The organism is Pseudomonas sp. JS3066 (assembly GCF_036328175.1).
GTDB lineage: Bacteria > Pseudomonadota > Gammaproteobacteria > Pseudomonadales > Pseudomonadaceae > Metapseudomonas.
This window is the reverse complement of sequence record NZ_CP143312.1, coordinates 3,698,895-3,719,350: the sequence shown is the minus strand read 5'-3', so window position 1 is coordinate 3,719,350 and position 20,456 is coordinate 3,698,895. Positions and strand designations below refer to the sequence as shown.

Sequence of the window (20,456 nt, the reverse complement as noted above, 5' to 3'; positions counted from 1 at the left end):
AGCGCCAGGGCATCAAACAACAGCCTGCCGACTAATTGACGGGTCGGTGTAGCAGGGGAAGCAGCGATGAAAGCGGTGATTCTTGCCGGTGGCCTGGGCACTCGCATCAGTGAAGAGTCCCACCTGAAACCCAAACCGATGATCGAAATCGGTGGCAAGCCAATCCTCTGGCACATCATGAAGATCTACTCCCACCATGGCATCCAGGATTTCGTCATCTGCCTGGGCTACAAGGGCTATGCCATCAAGGATTTCTTCGCCAACTACTTCCTGCACACCTCCGACGTCACGTTCGACATGCGCAACAACCAGATGGAAGTTCACCAGAACTACAGCGAACCGTGGCGAGTGACGCTGGTGGATACGGGCGAAGACAGCATGACCGGCGGCCGCCTGCGCCGCGTGGGACGCTTCGTCGAAGGCGAGGAGGCATTCTGCTTTACCTACGGCGATGGTGTGGCCGACCTGGACATTGGCGCGCTGGTCGCCTTCCACCGCAGGCACGGCAAGCAAGCCACTGTTACCGCCGTTCAACCGCCGGGGCGCTATGGCGCGTTGGACCTGAATGGGAATCGCGTCAACGGATTCGTTGAAAAGCCGCGCGGTGACGGTGGCTGGATCAATGGCGGTTTCTTTGTCCTGTCCCCTGAGGTACTGCCATACATCGCTGAAGATTCGACAGCCTGGGAGGCTGAGCCGCTGGAGCGGCTGGCAGCCGAAGGCCAGTTGCAGGCCTATCAGCACCAGGGTTTCTGGCACGCGATGGACACGCTGCGAGACAAGAACCATCTGGAGCAGCTTTGGCAGACCGGGGAGGCGCCGTGGAAACTGTGGCACTGAACCCTGAGTTCTGGCGGGGCAGGCGCGTCCTGCTGACCGGTCATACCGGGTTCAAGGGGGGGTGGCTGGCTCTCTGGCTGAAGCAGTGGGGGGCCGAGGTAACCGGGTTCGCACTGCCGGCCGTAGCGGGCCACAGTCTCTTTGAACTGGCGCGGGTTGTGGAAGGGCTCGACAGCCGAATTGGCGATCTGCGTGACTTGCCGGCGCTGCAGCGGGTGGTCGAGGAGTGCAGGCCCGAGGTCGTGTTGCATCTCGCCGCACAACCTCTGGTGCGTGAAGGCTATCGGGACCCCCTCGGCACCTACGGCAGCAACGTCATGGGAACTCTGCACCTGCTGGAAGCGATCCGCCGTGTCGGAGGCGTGCGTGCGTGCGTGGTGGTGACCACCGACAAGGTCTACGCCAACAACGAATGGCCCTGGCCGTATCGCGAGAACGAGCCCCTGGGCGGCCATGATCCCTACAGCAGCAGCAAGGCGTGCTGCGAGCTGCTGGTGCAATCCTTCGCCGCATCATACTTCCCGTCGTCGCAATACGCCGTCCATGGGCTTGCGGTGGCCACCGCACGGGCCGGCAATGTGCTCGGCGGCGGTGATTTTGCGCCCGACCGGCTGGTGCCGGATGTCCTCGCTGCCTGGTCACGTGGCGAGCAGGTCACCCTGCGCTACCCGCAGGCAGTGCGCCCCTGGCAACACGCGCTCGAGCCCTTGGCCGGCTACCTGCAATTGGCACAGGGCCTCCATGAGCAGGGATTCGCGCTGTCGGGCGCCTGGAATTTCGGGCCCGGTGAGGGCGACTGCTGCACGGTGGGCGAGCTGGTCGAGCGGCTGGCAACGCTGTGGCCGGAGGCGCCTGGAGTGGTGGTCGAAGCGGCCCAGTTGCACGAAGCCGGATTGCTTCGGCTGGATAGCAGCCGAGCGCGACAGCAGCTTGGCTGGCGGCCCCGATGGTCGCTGCAGCAATGCCTGGAGCAGACCCTCGACTGGCATCGCCACTGGCGCGACCGTGCCGATATGCGCGCGGTGTGCCTCGCGCAACTGGACGACTATTGGAGGTGCGCGTGAGTGAGCTTCAGTTGTGCGCCTTGCCCCTCGACGGCCTGCAATTGCTCAGGCATCGCACCCACCAGGATGCGCGTGGCCGGTTTTCGCGTCTGTTTTGCGAGGGCAGCCTGGAGCTGGCTGCCCTCCCGTTCCATATCCGCCAGATCAACCTCTCCGTTACCCGGGAATCAGGGTCAGTACGCGGGTTGCATTTCCAATACCCGCCCCACGCGGAGCACAAGCTGATCACCTGCCTGCGTGGCCGCATCTGGGATGTGGCGGTGGATTTGCGGCGCGGCTCGCCGACCTTTCTGCGCTGGCATGCCGAGTGGCTGGAGGAAGGCGATGGCCAGAGCCTGCTGATTCCTCCGGGATTCGCCCATGGCTTCCAGGCGGCCAGCGATTGCGCCGAACTCCTGTACCTGCACAGTGCCGACTACAACCCTGCCCATGAGGGCGGCCTGTCGGTCAACGATCCGCGGCTGGCCATTGACTGGCCGATGCCGGTGCGTAACCTTTCTGCCCGCGACGCGGGCCATCCCTGGCTTGAGGACAGTTTCCAAGGAGTCGAGACATGAAGTGTCGTGGCTGTAGCGCCCCTGTGCACCTGCCGCTGATCGACCTTGGCACTGCGCCGCCATCGAACGCCTATCTGCGAAGCGAACAACTCGACCAGGCCGAACAGTGGGTGCCCCTGAGGGTCTGGGTCTGCGAGTCCTGCTGGCTGGTCCAGACCGAGGACTATCGCGCCGCTGACAGTCTCTTCGATGCCGACTACGCCTACTTCAGTTCCTTCAGCAGCAGTTGGCTCGAGCATGCCCGCCGCTATGTGCAGGAAATGATCGAACGCTTTTCCCTGGGCCGGGACAGCCGGGTGGTGGAAGTAGCTGCCAACGACGGCTACCTGCTCCAGTATGTGGCCGGGGCCGGTATTTCCTGCCTGGGTATCGAACCTACCACCAGTACGGCTCGGGCGGCCCGTGACAAGGGCCTGGACATCCGCGAGGTCTTCTTCGGCGAGGCGCAGGCGCAGGCCCTCGTGGCGGAGGGCTGGAGTGCCGACCTCATGGTGGCCAACAATGTCCTGGCTCATGTGCCGGACATCAACGACTTCCTCCGGGGCTTTGCCGTTCTGCTCAATGCTGACGGTGTGGCGACGTTCGAGTTTCCCCACCTGGCGAGCCTGTTGTCCGGATGCCAGTTCGACACGCTCTACCACGAACACTATTCCTACCTCTCGCTGACCGCAGTCGAGGCCATGTGCGAGCGCAACGGCCTAAAGGTTTTCGATGTGCAGCAGTTGCCCACCCACGGCGGCTCGCTGCGGCTCTTCGTCCAGCGTGCAAGCGGCGGCCGGGCTCGCACGGGCGCGGTCGAGGCGCTGCTGGCCTGCGAAAGCGAAGCGGGTGTGCGGAGCGCCGCTTACTACTCCGGCCTGGCGCCGGCCGCGCTTCGCATCAAGTACGAGCTGCTGCGCTTCCTGCTCGAGGCACGGGCGCAGGGTAAGCGGGTCGCAGCCTACGGTGCCGCGGCCAAGGGCAATACGCTGCTGAATTACGCCGGCGTGCGGGAAGACCTGCTGGAGTGGGTCGCCGACCTCAATCCTCACAAACAGGGCAAGTTTCTGCCGGGCAGTCGAATTCCGATTGTCTCGCCCGCCCGTATAGACGAAGAGCGTCCGGACTATCTGCTGGTGCTGCCGTGGAACCTGCTGACGGAAGTGCGGCAGCAATATGCCCGGATCGCGGAGTGGGGCGGGCGATTCGTTGTGGCCATACCGGAGTTGCAGGTGCTATGAGCAAGGTCCATTACACCAAGCCCAGTATTGGCGAGTTGGAGCTCGAGTACGTCACCGATGCCGTACGCAATGGCTGGGGTGAGCATTGCTACGACTACATCCATCGCTTCCAGGGCGAGTTCGCCCGTTACCTCGGCGTGTCCCATGCGGTTGCCACGTCCAGTTGCACCGGCGCCCTCCATCTGGGGCTGAGAGCGCTGGATATCGGTCCGGGAGACGAGGTGATCCTGGCCGACATCAACTGGATCGCGTCGGCTGCCCCGGTGTTCTACGTCGGAGCCCAACCGGTGCTGGTGGACGTGCTGGAGGACAGCTGGTGCCTGGACCCCGAGCAGGTTCGCCACGCCATCACACCGAGGACCCGCGCAATCATCGCGGTCCATTTGTACGGCAACCTGGCGGCGATGCGGGAACTGCAGGAAATAGCAGACGAGCACGGCCTGGCGCTGATCGAGGACGCCGCCGAGGCGCTCGGGTCTGAGATAGACGGCCGCAAGGCTGGCAGCCTGTCGACCTTCTCGGTGTTCTCTTTCCATGGCACCAAGGTCATGACCACCGGAGAGGGAGGCATGCTTGCCAGCAGCGATGCCGAACTGGTTCGCCGTGTAGAGCAGCTCAACAATCATGGCCGGGCTGCTGGCGACATGCGCCAGTTCTGGCCATCGGAGCTCGGGCATAAGTACAAGATGTCCAACCTGCAGGCTGCGCTCGGTTGCGCTCAACTCGAGCGGATCGACGACCTGGTAGCACGTAAGCGCGAGATCTTCGCGTACTACGCGCAGCGCCTGCTCGCGGCATTGCCAGGTGCACGGATGAATCCCGAACCGACAGGCTGCCTGAACAGCTACTGGATGCCGACGCTGGTGTTGCCGGTCGAGTTTTCCACGCGAAGAGCCGATGTACTCGAATCGCTGCGCCTGTCAGGCATCGATGCGCGAATTTTTTTCCAACCGCTGGGCGATACGCCGGTTTTCAACGGGGTTGCCTGTGGGCCGACCCCGATTGCTCATGATCTGGCACAGCGCGCCTTCAATCTGCCGAGCTACCACGATATGAGCCATTCGGATCAGGATCGGGTAGTGGATGCGATTCTCTTCGGCCTGGATAGGCGGGCCTCCGCCCCGGCGGGAGAACCGTCGTGAACAGCCCACTGCTAAGCCCTGCGCAGTGCGAAGCCTTCCAGCGGGACGGTCTGCTGATCGTGCCCGGTTTCTACGACCTGGAGCGGGACATCCTGCCGATCCAGCGCGGCATCTACGACATCATCGGCCTGGTTATCGACAAGTACCGCCTGCCGATTTCGCGTCTGCCTTTCAGCGCTGAAACCTTCGATAGCGGCTACCAGGCGCTGATCGCTGCCAATCGTGCCTATGGCGGCGAAGTCTATGACGCGGTCAAGCAGATCCCGGCGTTCGTACGCCTGGTGGCTCATCCGCTGCATGATTGTCTGTTCCGCGAGCTGCGGGGGGAGCAGGCGTTGCCAGGCGTCGCCGCCGGTGGCTACGGCATCCGTATCGACAATCCCGGCGAAGAGCGCTTCCGGGCCAACTGGCATCAGGAGTATCCCGCGCAACTGCGCAGCCTGGATGGCCTGGTGTACTGGAGTCCGCTGTTGGAGGTTAGCGAGGCGTTGGGCCCCGTTCAGTTCTGCCTCGCCTCGCACCGCGATGGTCTCGTTCCGGTCCACGCCAGCGGCTCGGGTGGCAAGACGCAGGCCTACGCGCTGACTCTTCAGGATGAGCAGGCGCGCATTGCGCGCTACGCACAGGTGGCGCCCCTGACCGAGCCGGGTGACCTGGTGATAGTGGACTTTCTCTTGCTGCACGCCTCCGGCTTCAACCGTGCGCAGCGTTCGCGCTGGTCGATGCAGCTCCGTTACTTCAATTTCAACGAACCCACTGGCCGCGCTCATGGCTGGAAGGGTTCCTTTGCGGCCGGCGTGGATTTTCGCAGTATCCACCCCGAGCTATGCGCTGATAGGGAGGCCGAATGACCCGGACCTTGTGTCAGGTATGCGCTGGCGCTGACCTGAAGATGCTCTACGAAATGCGCTCCGGACTGGCGCTGACCTCATTGGGCAAGACGTATCCGGCTGCCACCCGCGTATGGGCCTGCCAGGCTTGTGCTCACTTGCAGACCGACGAAATGGACCAGGTCGATCACTACTACGCCGAGCAATACAACATTCTTTCCGATAGCGAGGAAGAGGATCAGATCTACGAAGTACGCGAGGGACGGCCGCTGTATCGCACAGAGCACCAGCTCGCGGTATTGCTGGAAAAGGTCCCGCTGAAGTCCGACGCGCGGCTGCTCGACTACGGCTGCGCCAAGAGTTCGAGCATGCAGGCGCTGCTCAAACGGCGTGCCGACCTGCAGGTGCACCTGTTCGATGTCAGCGACGCGTATCAGCGATTCTGGGCCCGATTCCTTCCGGAGCAGCGCTGGGCGACGTTCGAGCCGAAGGCGGAATGGAAGGACAGTTTCGACCTGGTGACCTCGTTCTTCGCCCTGGAGCACATCGTCCAGCCGCTTCAGGCCCTGCAGCGTATTCGCGCCCTGGTTCGGCCGGGTGGTTACTTCTACTGCGTAGTCCCCAATGTGGCGACCAACATCGCCGACTTCATCGTGGTCGACCATGTCAACCATTTCACTGAAAGCTCGCTGGCGTGCCTGCTGCAGCGTGCCGGCTTCGAGGTCGACTCCATCGATGCCGGCGTGCACCGTGGCGCATTCGTGGTGCTTGCACGCCGGCCTCTGGGCGCCCTGGCCGAACCGGTAGCGGATACGCTCGAAGTAGCGCGCCAGCTGGTGTCGCTGGAAAGTATGGCCGCGTTCTGGCAGGAGGCGGCCGACAAGGTCGTGTCCTACATGGACGATTTGCCGGAAGACGCCCGTTGTGCCGTGTACGGCGCTGGTTTCTACGGTTCCTTCATCACGGCCTGCCTCGGCGGGGCCGGACGCATCCGTTGCTTCGTCGACCAGAACCCCTTCCTACAGGGGCGACGGTTGTTCGACAGGCCAATCGTGGCCCCGGCGGAGCTGGACGAAGACGTCGACACCCTGCTGGTGGGCCTCAATCCGGCCCATGCCCGGCAGATCATTGCCGACATCCCTGCGTTGCAGGGACGGTCGTTGCGCCAGTTCTACCTCTGAGGTCCGGCCATGCTTGAAGGACAGACAATCGAGTTGCGGGCCTGGCGGGATGACGATCTGCCAACCCTGGTCGCACTGCGCAATGACTTGGCACTGCAGAACCTGCTGATGGCCCAGGCGCGCCCGAACTCGGTAGAGAAGGTGCGTCGCTGGCTGGTCGACAAAAGTGGCAGCGAAGATGTGCTGTTCTTCGTGATCGGCGACCGGGACAGCGGAAGTTGCCTGGGCTATCTGCAGCTGTACAACCAGCGCCCGCTCCACGGAACGGCCGAGCTTGGCATCTGCCTGGCCCCGGCTGCACAGCGGCGGGGTGTGGGGCGGGAAGCCCTGGCTCTGCTCGAGGACTACGCCCAGCGGGTGTTCGCTATCCGCAAGATCCTGCTCCATGTGCTGGCGGACAACCCGGCGGCCGGCTTTTACCCGCGCGTGGGCTACCGTGAGGTGGGTTGCCTGCAGGCCCATGCTCGCATCGATGGGAGTTACCGCGACGTGCTCGTCATGGAGAGGCTGCTCGTGCCATGAGAGTGGTCATCTCCCAGCCCATGTTTTTCCCCTGGCCCGGCTTCCTCGAGCAGGTAAGCCTGGCCGACGTTTTCGTGCGATACGACGACGTGCAGTTTTCCAAGGGCAGCTTCACCAACCGGGTGCAGGTCAAGACGGCCAGGGGCAGCCATTGGCTCAGCGTACCTCTCGCCGGTTTGTCGCTTGGCCAGACCATTTCCGAAGTGAGTCCGGATCACCGTATCGACTGGCGCTCACGGCACCGTGCCCTGATGGCTCAGGCTTATGCCGCCGCGCCGTTCCGTGACGATATGCTGGCGCTGCTCGATCAGGTCTATGCAGCTGACTGCGGCAACATCGCCGCGCTTGGCGACCTGTCGCTCAAGGTGCTCTGCGAGTACTTCGGCCTGGCATCCGCCACACGCTTCGTTTCGATCGACGAACTGGGTATTGGAGGGGCGGGTAGCCAACGGGTCCTGGAAATCGTCAAGGCGCTGGGCGGCAGCCACTACGTGACCGGCCTCGGTGCGCGGAATTACCTGGATCACCATGCATTCGAACGCGCCGGTATCCAGGTGGACTACATGAACTACAGCAAATCGCCGTATCCGCAACAGCACGGCGACTTCACCCCTTACGTATCTAGCCTCGACCTGGTCGCCAACTGCGGGCGGCAAGGCTCGGCGCTGATTCAACCCAATACATTGCCCTGGCGGGAGTTCGTGAAAGATGAATGAGATAGAGCGGTTCGCGGCCGAGGTCGAGACGAACATCGATAGCCTTCACGGAGACCAGGATGTGCAGGCACTGTCCCGCATCTGGCTGCGGGAGATCACCCGTCACAAGTACGCGTACAACTTCCGCTGGATGGGCCGGCCAATCATCCAGTTCCCGCAGGACATGATCGCGATGCAGGAGCTGATCTGGAACATCCAGCCCGACCTGATCATCGAGACCGGCGTGGCGCACGGCGGCTCGGCGCTTTACTACGCTTCGCTGCTGGAATTACTGGGCGGCGATGGCTATGTGCTGGGTGTGGACATCGATATTCGTACTCACAACCGTGTGGAAATCGAGCGCCATCCAATGAGCAAGCGCCTGCGCCTGATCCAGGGGTCATCCATCGCCCCGGAAACGGTGCAACAGGTTGCCGAGCACGCCCGTGGAAAGGAGCGAGTGCTGGTGGTACTGGATTCCAACCACACCCACGAGCACGTGCTAGCCGAGTTGCAGGCCTATTCGCCGTTCGTGACACGGGACAGCTACCTGGTGGTGTTCGACACGCTGCTGGAAGACATGCCCGATGACCTGCAGGCGGCCGATCGTCCCTGGGGGCGCGGCAACAATCCGAAAACGGCGGTGCACCAATTCCTGGGCGAGAACGATCGTTTCGAGATCGACCGGCGGATCGTCAGCAAATTGCTCATCACTGTCGCACCTGATGGATACCTGCGTTGCATCCGCTGAGGCGAACGCGCTCCGGCCGATGCCTGTCCTTGAGTGAAAACGCCTTTGAATTTCCTGGTTACGGGGAGCCCCATGCAAAAGCTGGAACATAAAGTCATCGTCACGGTTCCCGTCTACAACGAAGGACCCTATGTGCTGGAGACTCTGAAGTCTCTGGCCGCCCAGACCTATCCGGACTTCAGGGCGCTGGTGGCCGACAACGCTTCGACCGACGAAACCGAGCGAGTCTGCCGGGAGTTTTGCGAGACGGATCCGCGCTTCACCTATGTTCGCCACGAAAGCAATCTGGGGGCCACCGCCAACTTCCAGTATTGCTTCGAGAACACCTCTTCCGAGCTGTTCATGTGGCTCGGCGGGCACGACATGTTGCATCCCGAGTTCCTCCAGGAAGCCTGCGGGCGGATGGATGCCGATCGCAGCCTGAGCCTGGTGTACAGCCACACCCAGTGGATCGATGAGAACAACCGGGTACTGGCGCACACGAATGGCGGCAACTATGTGTTCGATGAGCCGCTTTTGCCCCATGAGCGCCACCAGCGACTGCTGAATTCGCTCGACCGGTGCGAGGCGATCAACCAGCTGCTGCGGCGAGAATTCGTCGACCTGCCGTTCAGGCCCATTGTCAGTGCGGACCTGGTGTTCCTCTGTCACCTGGCCGCCCATGGCCCCTTCGCTCGCATCGAGCGGCCGCTCTACATACGCCGGGAAATCAGCAAGCGCACCTCGACCATGATGGAGCGCATCACCGGCAAGCGCGTGGAACCGAAATACCAGGAGTTGGCAGCATTCTTCACCGAAAGCATCTGTTTGCATCGGGGCGTCCCGGCGGGCGACAAGCCAAAGCTGATCGCCGACACCCTGGCCTGGCTCAACAAGCGTTTCTCGATCTTCACGCCGCCCGAAGCCTCCGAACCGGTATTTGTGCCGGCGCCGACCGCTCAGACGCCGATACCTTTCTTCAGCGTCGTCATGCCGGTCTACAACCGCGAACGCTACGTGCGAGAGGCCATCGAGTCGGTGCTCGCCCAAGACGATGCCGACTTCGAACTGGTGGTGGTGGACGATGGGTCTACCGACCGTTCAGTGGCGATCATCCGCTCCATCCAGGACCCGCGCATCCGCCTGCTCCACAACGACCATGGTGGCGGCGCTTCGGCGCGTAACAAGGGCCTGTCCGCTGCGCGCGGGGAATTCGTGGTATGGATCGACAGTGACGACCGTCAAGCCAAGGGTGCTTTGGCGGCGCTGCGTCGGAGCATCGTCGAGAACCCCGGATCGGACGTGTTCTATGGCGACCTGGAGATATTCGACGATAACTTCCCCGGCCAGGTGCACCGCACTCGCTATGCCGACTACCAGGGCAAGTCGCTGTTGCCGATGCTGGTCCAGGCCAACTGCCTGCCCAACCCCGGCACCGCGGTGCGTCGTTCGCTGTACCAGCAGCATGGTGGCTACGACACGACATTCACTCGCTGCCACGATTACCAGATCTGGACCCGCCTGGCCGACACGGCTGATTTCAAGAAAGTCGATGAGATCCTCTGCCATTGGAGGCAGCACGGCGAAAGCCTCTCCAGTGCGAAGAGCCGGGCATTCGAAGGCAAGGTCGTGCTGGACGCCTTCGCCCGTTACCCCGTCGATCGGTTGTTCCCCGACCTCGCCGATGACCAGGCAGGGAAGGCGGCCGCTTGTTGGCGCGTGTCGGGCATTCTGCGTCAGCTCGGCGAACACGATTCTGCCCTGCGCATGGCCCACAAGGCACGAGCTCTTGGCCAGGACGACGCCGTGGCCCGGGCCGAGCTGGATAAGCTGGCCGGCACGCAATACGAGCCGCTGTTCTCCATCATCCTGACCACCTACAACCGCCCCGGTCTCCTGCGGGACGCCCTGGTCAGCCTGGGTGATCAGACCCTGCGCGACTTCGAAGTGATCCTGGTGAACGACCACGGCGATCCGGTCGAGCCATTGCTGGTGGAGTTCGACTTCCCCATCACCTACCTCTATCAGGGGCGCAACCAGGGGCTGTCCGCTGCCCGAAACGCCGGTCTGAAGCTGGCCCGTGGACGTTACGTCAGCTATCTGGATGACGACGACATCTACCTGCCCGAGCACCTGGCAGTGCTGGCGAGCGCTTTCGAGCAGCAGCCGCAGGCCGTGGTCTACACCGGCGTGGAATACATCAATGAGCAGTTGGAAGGCGGCGAGCGTATCGAGTTGAGCCGAACTGCGCCGTTCGCCCATGCGGCGTATGACAAGGAGCGCCTGTTCGTCCAGAACTACATCCCTGTGAATACCTGGGCGCACCCTCGCGACATGCTGGCCGAGGTCGGCGAGTTCGATACCGGCCTGACTGCGTTCGAGGACTGGGACATGCTGCTGCGGCTGGCTGCCCGGTATCCCTTGGTCCACGTACCCCAGGTGACCGCCGAGGTGCACTTGCGGGACGCCCCGAATACCGGTTCGGACCACATGCTCGGTCGCGAGCAGAAGAACTTCGGCGCCCTCTACCAGGAGATGTATCGCCGACATTCCGACCTGGGCAGCGACGCTGTGCGCCAGGCGCGCCAGGAAATGCTCAAGCGCTTCGGCATCCAGGACTCGGTCGGAGGGCGCGTGCGCAGCGCCAGTTTGCAGGAATGGCTGCACAAGCGTGCGCTCTCGCCGACCCAGCAGCGCCTGGTGAACGAGCGCCTGCAACAGGAAGGTGGGCCGAGCGTCGGCGTCGTGATTCTGGACATGAAAGGGGATAGCGCCGCCGTGGCGCTGACGCTGGAGTCGCTGAGCCCATCCCGCAATGCCTACCACAACGTCCAGCCGCTGCTCCTGACGATTGGACAATCGGCCGTGGACGGCTTCCCCGGTCGGGTCATCGAGGCATCCCCGGATGCGTGGGTAGTGCCGCTCAACCAGGCGCTGCAGACAGCTGATTTTGACTGGGTCGTGCTGGTCAATGCCGGCGAGGAGCTCACACCCAACGGCCTGCTGATGGCTTGCCTGGAATTGCTCACGGCGCCTGACTGCAGGGCTGTGTATTGCGACCAGATGTACCGTCAGTCGAATGGTGATCTGGGCGCTGCATTCCGACCGGCGTTCAATCTCGACTATCTGCTCAGCTTCCCGGCCGGCATGGCCCATCACTGGCTGTTCCGCCGGGATGTGCTGCTTGAGGCCGGCGGGTTCGATGCGGGCCTTCCGCGTGCCGTGGAACTGGAAATGATCCTGCGATTGATCGGCTCTGGCGGGCTTGCCGGGCTCGGGCATATCGCCGAGCCGCTGTTGATCACCGATGCGCCGGCCGTGCTCGACGTCGAGGACGAGCGAGCGGCGATCCTGCGCCACCTGCAAGAGCGAGGTTACGAGCAACCCAGGATCGAATCGAGTCAGCCGGGCCATTACTGCGTCCACTACGGGCACTCGCAGCAGCCGATGGTTTCGTTGCTGGTCCTGGCCGGCAGCCATCTGGCGCGATTGCAGCGCTGTGTGGAGAGCCTGCTCGAAACGACACGCTATCCCCACTACGAACTGCTGCTGATCGAGAGCGATCCGTCGGCAGGTGAGGTCAGGGATTGGCTCACGGCTCTTGAGCAGATGGGCGAGGCTCGCCTGCGGACCGTGTGGCCCGCAGCGGCGCAGCTCGGCGTTGCAGCTGCGCTGAATCTGGCGGCTGGCCAGGCTAAGGGTGATTACCTGCTGATGCTCTCGCCGGATGCGGCAGTAATCGATGAGCAATGGCTGGACGAGTTGGTCAACCATGCTCAACGTCCGGAAGTCGGTGTTGTCGGGGGCAAGCTCCTGGCCGCGGATGGCACGATCCGCCATGCGGGCCTGATCCTCGGCCTGGAAGGGCCGGTTGGTCGCCCGTTCGTGGGGGAATCCCTGAATGCACCCGGCTACCTGCAGCGCCTGCAAGTCGACCAGGACTACAGCGCGGTGAGCCGCGAATGCCTGATGATCGGTCGTGAGCTCTACGACGCCCTGGGTGGCGTGGCAGACGATCTACCGGAGCGCTACGTTGACGCGGACATCTGTCTGCGCGCCCGGCAAGCCGGCTACCTGACTGTCTGGGCGGCCAACGCGAAATTGCTGTTCGAAGCGGACGAGGCCCCCATCGCTTCCCAGGACGAGCAGGATGCGCTCTATGCCAGGTGGCTGCCATTGCTGGCTCGCGACCCGGCGTATAACCCCAACCTTTCGCTGGCCATGCCCGGCGGCTTCAAGCTGGCCGACACCGCGTTGTCCTGGCGCCCGCTGTCGTCGTGGAAGCCTTTGCCGACGGTGTTGGCTCATCCGGCGGACCAGTTCGGCTGTGGTCACTATCGCGTGATGCAGCCGTTTGCCGCATTGCAGCAATCCGGGAAAGTGGATGGCGCGCTCTCGATGGGGCTCATGCATGTGACTGACCTGGAACGTTATGCTCCGGACAGCATCATCCTGCAGCGGCAGATCGGTGACGAACGACTGGAAGCAATGCGCCGGATGAAAGCGTTCTCCAGTGCCTTCAAGGTCTATGAGCTGGACGACTACCTGCTCAACCTGCCATTGAAAAGCGCACACCGGCAGCACATGCCCAAGGACATCCTCAAGTCCCTGAAACGAGGCCTCGGCTTCGTCGATCGCTTCGTGGTTTCCACCGAGTGCCTCGCCGAGGCCTTCGCAGGTATGCACGAAGACATCCGCGTAGTGCATAACCGTTTGCCCACCGGCTGGTGGCAGGGTCTGCAGGGGCAACGTCGCGCTTCTTCCAGGCCTCGCGTGGGCTGGGCGGGCGGCTCGAGTCACACGGGCGACCTGGAACTGATCGAGGACGTCGTCAAGGAACTGGCGAACGAAGTGGAATGGGTCTTCTTCGGCATGTGTCCGGAATCGATACGTCCCTACGTCCACGAGTTCCATCCGGGGGTGGCCATCGACCAGTATCCAGCGGCGCTTGCCCGCCTCAATCTTGACCTGGCGCTGGCTCCGGTAGAGCTGAACCTGTTCAACGAGTGCAAGAGCAACCTGCGTCTGCTGGAGTATGGCGCCTGTGGGTTCCCGGTGATTTGCAGCGATATCCGCTGCTACCAGGGCGACCTGCCGGTGACTCGGGTGAAGAACCGCTTCAAGGACTGGGTGGATGCGATCCGCATGCATCTTTCCGATCTCGACGCCACAGCCCGGATGGGTGACGAGCTGCAGGCACTGGTGCGCCGGGACTGGATGCTGGAGGGGGGCAATCTCGAACTCTGGCTCAAGGCGTGGACGCCGGACTGAGTCGAGAGCCGGCTGTGTTGGACTCGACAGGGCCCCGCATTGGCGGGGCCCTGTCATTTGGGGACGGGCATCGTCGCATCCTGACGTGTTGGTCGACATTCACGCCTCAAGTTTCCCCCGGCAGGGCCGACAAAGAGCACGGATGGTGGGATGTTGGTGCTGCAAGCCCCCGGGTCACAAAATTTTTTGAACGCCCCCCTAAAGCTTCCTCCGACACCGCCGATACGAAGTACGAATGCGAACTTTATGGGTGCCTGGGCGATGCCCGCCCAAGGTCGCAAGCTCAGGCAAACACGTAGTCCTCGGAGGACAACATCATGGCTTTGACCGTCAACACGAACATCGCTTCCCTCAATACCCAGCGCAACCTGAATACCTCCTCCCGTGCGCTGGATACTTCCCTGCAACGTCTGTCCACCGGTTCCCGTATCAACAGCGCCAAGGACGACGCCGCCGGTCTGCAGATCGCCAACCGTCTGAGCAGCCAGATCAACGGCCTGGGCGTTGCGGTGAAGAACTCCAACGACGGCATCTCCATGGCGCAGACCGCTGAAGGCGCCCTGCAGCAGTCCACCAGCATCCTGCAGCGTATGCGTGACCTGGCCCTGCAATCGTCCAACGGTTCGAACAGCACCGAGGAACGCAAGGCTCTGAACGACGAAGTGACCGAGCTGAAGAAAGAGCTGGATCGTATTTCCAACACCACCACCTTCGGTGGTCGCAAGCTCCTCGACGGCACCTTCGGCACCACCACCTTCCAGGTGGGCAGCGCCGCCAACGAAACCATCAGCGTCAAGATCGACGAGATGAGCACGGAGTCCCTGGAAGCTACCTTCAGTTCCGGTTCCGTCACTTCCGGCTCCGTTGCCACCGCTCCGGCCAGTGCTTCCGGCGCCATCGCCATCTCCGTCACCATGGCCGGCGGCCAGGCTCGTACCTTCAGCGCCACCTACGCCAGCGGTGCCACCGCTGCCGAGCAGGTGCAGGCCCTGGCTACCGTCATCAACGACGCCAACATCGGCGTAGGTGCCTTCGTCAACGACTCGGGCGACATCGACCTGGTTTCGTCGCTGACCTCCGGCTCCGCCGAAGGCAACATCCAGAACCTGACCTTCGCTTCGGGCGCCAGCGTCGCAGCTGCCGAAACCGCTGCCGGTGCCGGTACTAACCTGGCCATCTCCTCCGTGACCGATGACAACCAGGTGAAGGACATCGACCTGACCGAGGTGAAGTCTTCCCAGGAAGCCGTGATCATCATCGACCAGGCCATCCAGTCCATTGATGCCCAGCGCGCCAGCCTCGGTGCTGTGCAGAACCGCTTCGAGAACACCATCTCGAACCTGCAGAACATCGGCGAGAACGTGTCGGCCGCCCGCGGTCGTATCCAGGACACCGACTTCGCCGCAGAAACCGCTAACCTGACCAAGAACCAGATCCTGCAGCAAGCAGGTACCTCGATCCTGGCCCAGGCCAACCAGCTGCCGCAGGCGGTCCTCAGCCTCCTGGGCTAAGGCCCGGACGAGGCAAGGCGTTAAACGCGGGGGGAAGTGCTTAGCGCTTCCCCCCTTCTTGCCATTTCTGAGGTGAGCACAAAATGGATATCGGAATAGTCAACCTGACGAACAAGGGAGTGAGTACTGCTCCTGTCGGCAATGGCCAGGTCCGTGGTCCGGCAGAAAAGGAAGATCGCGAAAAGGCAGTCGGCCAGGTTCAGCAGCAGTCCGAAACCGAAGACCGCGAGCCAGTGCACGCGGCAGCCTCGAGCATCCAGGAGTTCGTCCAGAGCATTCGTCGCAATCTGAACTTCGATGTGGATGACAGCAGTGGCCGAGTAGTGGTCCAGGTGACCGATTCAGAATCGGGTGAAGTGATCCGTCAGATTCCATCGGAGGATGCGCTCAAGCTGGCTGAAAGCCTGTCGGAAATGCGCAGCCTGCTGTTCAAGGCCGAGGCCTGATACGTACCTGGGACTTGCGTGCGAGATGGCACGTTTCTTGACTCCTTTCAGCTTCATTGATGAAGGCGTCAGACGATTGGCGAGGTAAAGGAAAATGGCGGGGATAACCGGAATCGGTACGAACATGGACATCGACGGCATCGTCAAGGCCTTGGTCGATGCCGAAAGAGCGCCCAAAGACTCCCAACTGAATCGCGTGGAGAAGAGCGCCACGTCGAAGTTCTCCGCAGTCGGCCAGCTCATGGGAGCCATCAGCGAGTTCCAGACTGCGCTGAAGGACCTCAACTCGAGCGACCTGTTCGCCAAGCGTTCGGCAAAGTCGAGCAATACCGATCTGGCCACTGTCTCCGCCACGAACAAGGCAAGCTCGGGTACTTATCAGGTAACGGTCGAAAAACTTGCCAGCGCGAGCAAGGTCGGCACTGCCACCTTCGCGAAGGACGCCACTGCGGCTGCAGCCGGAACGCTGACGGTCAAGCTGGGGCCGGACGATCGCGGAGTGGACGTGCAAGTCGCTGCTGGCGCTTCGCTGTCGGAAATCCGTGACAGCCTGAACAAGGCGCTCAAGGACAAAGGCGTCAGCGCCAACATCGTCAGCAACCCAGCCGATGGCAGCTCTCGCCTGGTGCTCAGCTCCAACACTACGGGTGCTGGCAAGGACATCTATGTCCAGGCGTCCGCAGGGCTGGAAGCCTTCCGCATCGGCAATTTCGCTGACAACAATCCGGCCTCCAACCCCAGTGGCGCCCTAACGGCAATGGATACCGCCAACGCCACTAGCAGCGGCTACATCAATCAGGCTCAGGACGCGGAATTCACTATCGACGGCCTGAGTTTGCGCAGCTCCAGCAATACCGTGTCCGGTGCCATTTCCGAAGTCACCCTCAACCTGGTGAACGCTGAGCCCGGAAAGAAATTCAAGGTGACGGTCGACCAGGACACTTCCACCGTCAAAGGCAACATCAAGAAGTTCGTCGACGCCTACAACAAGTTGATAGGGGTGACCAAGAGCCTGACATCCGTGACCTCGGCCGGTGAAGGCAATACGCCAGTCACCGGTCCCCTGCTGGGGGACGCTTCGGTACGTTCGTTGTTGTCCTCCGTGCGTAACGAGCTGGTGAATCCGTCGGGTCAAAAGGGCGGTATATCCATCCTGTCAGACCTGGGTATCACCACTCAAAAAGATGGCACGCTGAAGATCCAGGACAGCAAGCTCGACAAGGTACTCAGCACGCAGTACGAGTCCGTCGCCGGCTTCTTTACCGGGGACAAGGGGCTGACGTCCCGTCTCAACGCCAAACTCGATCCCTATACCCAATCAGGGGGCATCCTGTCTGAGCGCCAGAACGGCCTGCAGGAAACCCTCAGTTCGGTCAAAGCGCAGCGCACCCAGTTGGATCTGCGCATGGCGAAAGTGCAGACGCGGCTGTATGCCCAGTACAACGCCATGGATTCCCTGGTAGCGAGTCTGAAGCAGACCAGCGACCGGTTGAGCCAGTCCCTTTCCAACCTCCCCGGTGTAGTCAAGAAGAGCTAAGTGATGGCCAATCCAATCGATACCTACAAGCAGGTCAAAACCAGCCAGGAAGTCTCCCCCTATCGCGCGGTGCAACTCCTGCTGGATGGCGCCCTGGAGCGACTTTCCCTCGCTCGTCATGGCCTTGAAACCGGCAACCCGGAAGTTCGCGGCATGGCGGTCGGATCCACTCTCAGCATCATCGGCGTGCTCCAGGCCAGCCTGGACAAGCAGCTCGGCGGTGAGATCGCCGAGAATCTCGACGCACTCTACGACTACATGACCCGCCGCCTGTCCAGGGTTGCCCTGGACAATTCGCCGCGTCCGATCGAAGAGGTCGAGGCGCTGTTGCTTGAGATCAAACAGGCCTGGGACTCCATCGGTCCGGAAGTGGATGCGCCGGTCGCCGCGGAAATTTCCTGATATCCGCAATACTGCGGGCTAAAGCTCTCGCGGGCGCTGCCGATACCTTGGGTATCCAAGCCCGACACACGAGCGAGAGCGAACATGAACGCGATGGCGGCCCTCAAGCAGTACCAATCCGTGAACACCCAGGCCCAGGCCGTGGATGCCAGCCCCCACCGGCTGATCCAGATGCTCATGGAAGGTGGCCTTACTCGCCTGGCCCAGGCTCGCGGCGCCATCGAGCGTGGTCAGCTCGCGCAAAAAGGCGAGCTGATCGGCAAAGCAATCGCTATCATTGGCGGTCTGCGTGATGGCCTGAACTTCGAGCAGGGCGGCGATATCGCAGCCAACCTCGATGCACTCTACGAGTACATGGTGTCCCGCCTGCTCGAAGCGAACCTGAAAAGCGACGCTGCGCTGGTGGACGAAGTGGCAGGGTTGCTGCGTAACGTGAAAACCGGATGGGATGGCATTGCCCAGTGATGCCGTCCGGGTTGGCAGGAGAATTCCAATGAATGCATCAGTCCAGCGTCTTGAAGCAACCGGCAGCGCCCTGCGCGATGCCTTGGCTCGCCAGGACTGGGCAGCCATCGGTGAGCTGGACCAGCTCTGCCGCCAGGCCGTCGATGACGCCATGGTCGATGCCGTGGACGATGTCGAGGTACTCGGCGCTCGCATGCAGGAGCTGCTGTCGCTCTACCGTGAACTGGTGGAGATCTGCCAGGCCGAACAGCAGCGCATTGCCTGCGAGCTGGTTCAGATCAATCAGGCTCAGCAGGGCGCCAAGGTCTACAAGTTGTTCGGCTGATGGCTGGACAGTTCCCATCTGCCATTAGTTCGATATTGCTCCGACAACCGCTTAGCCATTCCGTCGGCTCGACCAAAAAAAGCACGCCATAAAATTGACTCGGCAAGGGTTTTTCACTTTACTAGTGGCCAATTGCCGGTCAAACCCACCTTCGGGAAGCACCGTCTGTCCATGCGTCGCGGAGCGCGGCGTTCAGCCCTAAAAGCAAGAACTAGACAATGTGGCGTGAAACCAAGATTCTGCTGATCGACGACAATAGCGATCGCCGCCGCGACTTCGCGGTGATCCTGAATTTCCTCGGGGAAGAGTACCTGGACTGTGCCAGCCACGACTGGCGCGACGTGACGGGTTCCCTGAACTCCAGCCGTGACGTTCTTTGCGTCATGCTCGGCGAGGTGAGTGCCAAGGGTGGCGTGCTCGAGCTGATCAAGCAGTTGCTGGCTTGGGACGAGTTCCTGCCAGTGCTGCTGATCGGTGACCAGCCCCAGATGGATTGGCCGGAAGATTTGCGCCGTCGCCTGCTGACCAACCTGGAGATGCCGCCCAGCTACAACAAGCTGCTCGACTCCCTGCATCGCGCCCAGGTCTATCGCGAAATGTACGATCACGCCCGCGAGCGTGGCCGCCAGCGCGAACCCAACCTGTTCCGCAGCCTGGTAGGCACCAGCCGCGCCATTCAACAAGTCCGGCAGATGATGCAGCAGGTGGCCGATACCGACGCCAGCGTGCTGATTCTTGGTGAGTCCGGCACCGGCAAGGAAGTTGTGGCGCGTAACCTTCACTACCATTCCAAGCGTCGCGAAGCCCCGTTCGTACCGGTCAATTGCGGCGCCATTCCGGCAGAGCTGCTGGAAAGCGAACTCTTCGGTCATGAGAAGGGGGCCTTCACCGGCGCCATCACCAGCCGGGCAGGGCGCTTCGAGCTGGCCAACGGCGGCACCCTGTTCCTCGACGAGATCGGCGACATGCCGCTGCCGATGCAGGTCAAGCTGCTGCGGGTGCTGCAAGAACGTACCTTCGAGCGCGTGGGTAGCAACAAGACCCAGAATGTCGATGTGCGCATCATCGCTGCCACCCACAAGAACCTCGAGCAGATGATCGAGGCGGGCAGCTTCCGCGAAGATCTCTACTACCGTCTCAATGTCTTCCCCATCGAGATGGCGCCGCTGCGCGAGCGGGTGGAAGACATTCCGCTGCTGATCAACGAGCTCATCTCGCGTATGGAGCACGAGAAGCGCGGTTCGATTCGCTTCAATTCCGCCGCCATCATGTCCCTGTGCAACCACGACTGGCCGGGCAACGTCCGTGAACTGGCGAACCTGGTGGAGCGCATGGCGATCATGCATCCCTATGGCGTCATCGGCGTCAGCGAACTGCCGAAGAAATTCCGCCATGTGGATGACGAGGATGAGCAGCTCAAGGCCAGTTTGCGCGAGGAAATCGAAGAGCGTTCGGCCATCGGCGCCGGCCTGCCCGGCGTTGCCTCGCCGGCGCTGCTGCCGCCCGAGGGGCTGGATCTCAAGGACTACCTCGGCAACCTCGAGCAAGGTCTGATCCAGCAGGCGCTGGACGACGCCTCCGGCGTAGTGGCCCGTGCCGCCGAGCGCCTGCGTATCCGCCGCACCACCCTGGTGGAGAAGATGCGAAAGTACGGCATGAGCCGTCGCGACGAGGAATTGGCGGAAGAATAATTCCGCTTTTTCCAAGTCCTTGTTTTT

At 62.2% G+C, this 20,456-nt stretch carries 18 protein-coding genes; all 18 read left to right on the top strand.

Going from position 1 to position 20,456, the window contains the following annotated elements:
- Window positions 1-66: 66 nt before the first annotated feature.
- The 18 genes from rfbF (at window position 67) to SA496_RS17555 (ending at window position 20,429) form a co-directional block, all read left to right on the top strand.
- Window positions 67-840 carry a glucose-1-phosphate cytidylyltransferase gene (gene rfbF / locus SA496_RS17640; protein ID WP_120649920.1) on the top strand — a complete coding sequence of 258 codons (774 nt, stop codon included), beginning with the start codon at window positions 67-69 and terminating at the stop codon, window positions 838-840.
- Window positions 831-1,904: a CDP-glucose 4,6-dehydratase gene (gene rfbG, locus SA496_RS17635; protein WP_371924439.1), complete on the top strand. Its 1,074-nt coding sequence runs from the start codon at window positions 831-833 to the stop codon at window positions 1,902-1,904. The genes rfbF and rfbG overlap by 10 nt, the downstream gene beginning before the upstream one ends.
- Complete coding sequence (locus SA496_RS17630) at window positions 1,901-2,461, top strand: dTDP-4-dehydrorhamnose 3,5-epimerase family protein (RefSeq protein ID WP_120649922.1); 561 nt, start codon at window positions 1,901-1,903, stop codon at window positions 2,459-2,461. The genes rfbG and SA496_RS17630 overlap by 4 nt, the downstream gene beginning before the upstream one ends.
- Window positions 2,458-3,681: a class I SAM-dependent methyltransferase gene (locus SA496_RS17625; protein WP_120649923.1), complete on the top strand. Its 1,224-nt coding sequence runs from the start codon at window positions 2,458-2,460 to the stop codon at window positions 3,679-3,681. Before SA496_RS17630 ends, SA496_RS17625 begins: the two co-directional genes overlap by 4 nt.
- Window positions 3,678-4,823, top strand: a complete 1,146-nt coding sequence (locus SA496_RS17620) for a DegT/DnrJ/EryC1/StrS family aminotransferase (RefSeq protein ID WP_120649924.1) — start codon at window positions 3,678-3,680, stop codon at window positions 4,821-4,823. Before SA496_RS17625 ends, SA496_RS17620 begins: the two co-directional genes overlap by 4 nt.
- The gene (locus SA496_RS17615; RefSeq protein WP_256660932.1) at window positions 4,820-5,674 is read left to right on the top strand and encodes a phytanoyl-CoA dioxygenase family protein; all 855 of its coding nucleotides are present in this window, start codon (window positions 4,820-4,822) and stop codon (window positions 5,672-5,674) included. The genes SA496_RS17620 and SA496_RS17615 overlap by 4 nt, the downstream gene beginning before the upstream one ends.
- The gene (locus SA496_RS17610; protein WP_330114212.1) at window positions 5,671-6,834 is read left to right on the top strand and encodes a class I SAM-dependent methyltransferase; all 1,164 of its coding nucleotides are present in this window, start codon (window positions 5,671-5,673) and stop codon (window positions 6,832-6,834) included. Before SA496_RS17615 ends, SA496_RS17610 begins: the two co-directional genes overlap by 4 nt.
- Before the next feature lie 9 nt (window positions 6,835-6,843).
- Complete coding sequence (locus tag SA496_RS17605) at window positions 6,844-7,356, top strand: GNAT family N-acetyltransferase (protein WP_120649926.1); 513 nt, start codon at window positions 6,844-6,846, stop codon at window positions 7,354-7,356.
- Entirely contained in the window at window positions 7,353-8,072 is a 720-nt protein-coding gene (locus tag SA496_RS17600) for a WbqC family protein (protein WP_120649927.1), read from the top strand. Before SA496_RS17605 ends, SA496_RS17600 begins: the two co-directional genes overlap by 4 nt.
- A complete protein-coding gene (locus SA496_RS17595; RefSeq protein WP_330114211.1) occupies window positions 8,065-8,802 on the top strand; it encodes a cephalosporin hydroxylase family protein in 738 nt (245 codons plus the stop codon). Before SA496_RS17600 ends, SA496_RS17595 begins: the two co-directional genes overlap by 8 nt.
- A 72-nt stretch (window positions 8,803-8,874) precedes the next feature.
- A complete protein-coding gene (locus tag SA496_RS17590; protein WP_330114210.1) occupies window positions 8,875-14,052 on the top strand; it encodes a glycosyltransferase in 5,178 nt (1,725 codons plus the stop codon).
- A 317-nt stretch (window positions 14,053-14,369) separates the two neighbouring features.
- Window positions 14,370-15,563, top strand: coding sequence for a flagellin (locus SA496_RS17585; RefSeq protein WP_120649930.1), 1,194 nt, complete (start codon window positions 14,370-14,372; stop codon window positions 15,561-15,563).
- A gap of 83 nt (window positions 15,564-15,646) precedes the next feature.
- Window positions 15,647-16,009, top strand: a complete 363-nt coding sequence (locus tag SA496_RS17580) for a flagellar protein FlaG (RefSeq protein ID WP_120649931.1) — start codon at window positions 15,647-15,649, stop codon at window positions 16,007-16,009.
- 94 nt (window positions 16,010-16,103) lie between these two features.
- Window positions 16,104-17,546, top strand: a complete 1,443-nt coding sequence (fliD, locus tag SA496_RS17575; protein WP_120649932.1) for a flagellar filament capping protein FliD — start codon at window positions 16,104-16,106, stop codon at window positions 17,544-17,546.
- A gap of 3 nt (window positions 17,547-17,549) precedes the next feature.
- Window positions 17,550-17,948, top strand: coding sequence for a flagellar export chaperone FliS (fliS, locus tag SA496_RS17570; protein ID WP_120649933.1), 399 nt, complete (start codon window positions 17,550-17,552; stop codon window positions 17,946-17,948).
- Window positions 17,949-18,032: 84 nt separating this feature from the next.
- A complete protein-coding gene (fliS, locus tag SA496_RS17565; RefSeq protein ID WP_028626539.1) occupies window positions 18,033-18,413 on the top strand; it encodes a flagellar export chaperone FliS in 381 nt (126 codons plus the stop codon).
- Between the two features lie 28 nt (window positions 18,414-18,441).
- A complete protein-coding gene (locus tag SA496_RS17560; protein WP_120649934.1) occupies window positions 18,442-18,738 on the top strand; it encodes a flagellar protein FliT in 297 nt (98 codons plus the stop codon).
- A gap of 218 nt (window positions 18,739-18,956) precedes the next feature.
- Complete coding sequence (locus tag SA496_RS17555; RefSeq protein ID WP_120649935.1) at window positions 18,957-20,429, top strand: sigma-54 dependent transcriptional regulator; 1,473 nt, start codon at window positions 18,957-18,959, stop codon at window positions 20,427-20,429.
- The last annotated feature ends 27 nt before the right edge of the window (window positions 20,430-20,456 follow it).

Excerpts from the sequence above, each read along its gene's own strand:
- rfbF (WP_120649920.1), top strand. The coding sequence starts at position 67 with ATGAAAGCGGTGATTCTTGCCGGTGGCCTGGGCACTCGCATCAGTGAA.
- SA496_RS17625 (WP_120649923.1), top strand. The coding sequence starts at position 2,458 with ATGAAGTGTCGTGGCTGTAGCGCCCCTGTGCACCTGCCGCTGATCGAC.
- SA496_RS17620 (WP_120649924.1), top strand. The coding sequence starts at position 3,678 with ATGAGCAAGGTCCATTACACCAAGCCCAGTATTGGCGAGTTGGAGCTC.
- SA496_RS17610 (WP_330114212.1), top strand. The coding sequence starts at position 5,671 with ATGACCCGGACCTTGTGTCAGGTATGCGCTGGCGCTGACCTGAAGATG.
- SA496_RS17605 (WP_120649926.1), top strand. The coding sequence starts at position 6,844 with ATGCTTGAAGGACAGACAATCGAGTTGCGGGCCTGGCGGGATGACGAT.
- SA496_RS17600 (WP_120649927.1), top strand. The coding sequence starts at position 7,353 with ATGAGAGTGGTCATCTCCCAGCCCATGTTTTTCCCCTGGCCCGGCTTC.
- SA496_RS17595 (WP_330114211.1), top strand. The coding sequence starts at position 8,065 with ATGAATGAGATAGAGCGGTTCGCGGCCGAGGTCGAGACGAACATCGAT.
- SA496_RS17590 (WP_330114210.1), top strand. The coding sequence starts at position 8,875 with ATGCAAAAGCTGGAACATAAAGTCATCGTCACGGTTCCCGTCTACAAC.
- SA496_RS17585 (WP_120649930.1), top strand. The coding sequence starts at position 14,370 with ATGGCTTTGACCGTCAACACGAACATCGCTTCCCTCAATACCCAGCGC.
- SA496_RS17580 (WP_120649931.1), top strand. The coding sequence starts at position 15,647 with ATGGATATCGGAATAGTCAACCTGACGAACAAGGGAGTGAGTACTGCT.
- fliD (WP_120649932.1), top strand. The coding sequence starts at position 16,104 with ATGGCGGGGATAACCGGAATCGGTACGAACATGGACATCGACGGCATC.
- fliS (WP_120649933.1), top strand. The coding sequence starts at position 17,550 with ATGGCCAATCCAATCGATACCTACAAGCAGGTCAAAACCAGCCAGGAA.
- fliS (WP_028626539.1), top strand. The coding sequence starts at position 18,033 with ATGAACGCGATGGCGGCCCTCAAGCAGTACCAATCCGTGAACACCCAG.
- SA496_RS17560 (WP_120649934.1), top strand. The coding sequence starts at position 18,442 with ATGAATGCATCAGTCCAGCGTCTTGAAGCAACCGGCAGCGCCCTGCGC.
- SA496_RS17555 (WP_120649935.1), top strand. The coding sequence starts at position 18,957 with ATGTGGCGTGAAACCAAGATTCTGCTGATCGACGACAATAGCGATCGC.